1 protein-coding gene is annotated in these 909 nt (G+C 76.0%); it reads left to right on the forward strand.

Features of this window, described 5'->3' with window-relative positions; translation table 11 throughout:
* Positions 1-769 (forward strand): TetR/AcrR family transcriptional regulator (locus FRZ03_RS24900; RefSeq protein ID WP_261399332.1); only part of this gene is annotated, 769 nt, incomplete at its 5' end.
* Positions 770-909 lie beyond the last annotated feature (140 nt).

Below are 909 nucleotides of genomic sequence, written 5' to 3' on the forward strand. Positions count from 1 at the left end.
GGCCGAGACCCGGATGGAGATCGCGCGGGCGGCGGCCGCCCTCTTCGTCCGCCAGGGCCTGCGGGCCACCCGTGCCGAGGACATCGCCCGTCAGGCGGGCATCGCACCACGCACGTTCTACCGCTACTTCGCCACCAAGGAGGAAGCGGTCGCGCCCCTGTACGCCGCCGGTGCCCAGCGCTGGGCGGAGGCCGTACGGACCGCCCCGGCCCGCCTCACCGTCCCGCAGGCCCTGGAACACGCCGTCGAGCACACCCTGCTGCCCGGCGGCGGAGGCGTCTCCGCGGCCTCCTGGGAGTGGGTGCGCACCCTGATCCGGCTGACCGACACCAGCCCCGCCCTGCGCCGGGTCTGGGCCGAGGTGGGGCAGACCTCGGAGGACGCGCTGGCAGAGATCCTGGCGCGACGGCTGGCCTCTCCCGCGTGGGCCGAGCCGACGCGCGAGACGGCCGCCGGCGAGGAGAACGCCAATGGCGAGGAGAGTGCCGGTGGCGCGGAGAGCGCCGGTGGCGAGGACAGCGCTGGTGGCGAGGAGGCGGCCACCGGTGAGGGGGTGGCCGCCCGGGAGGCCGCGTCGGCCGGCGCGCCCGTCCCGGTGATCACGCCCGATCTGCGCTTCGCCGCCGCCGTCGCCGGCAGTGCCGTCCGGGTGGCCGTGAAGTCCTGGGCCGCCACCGCCTCCCCGCCCGCCGGCCCGGACGGCCCCGCCGCCCTGGCCCTGCGCAACCTCAAGGCCCTGGACGCCTTCGCCTGGAACGGGGAACGCTAGTGCTGCGACCGGAAAGGTTCACCGGCTCGCGACGCCCGGCACGGCACCTCGCCGCGTTGTCGCATCACCCGAGTACATCCAGTACGCGGGTGTTGCTCCGCCTTGCGATGCACCGCACCGGACGCCGCGAGCTTCCCGGC

Source organism: Streptomyces misionensis (genome assembly GCF_007896895.1).
Taxonomy (GTDB): Bacteria; Actinomycetota; Actinomycetes; order Streptomycetales; family Streptomycetaceae; genus Streptomyces; species Streptomyces misionensis_A.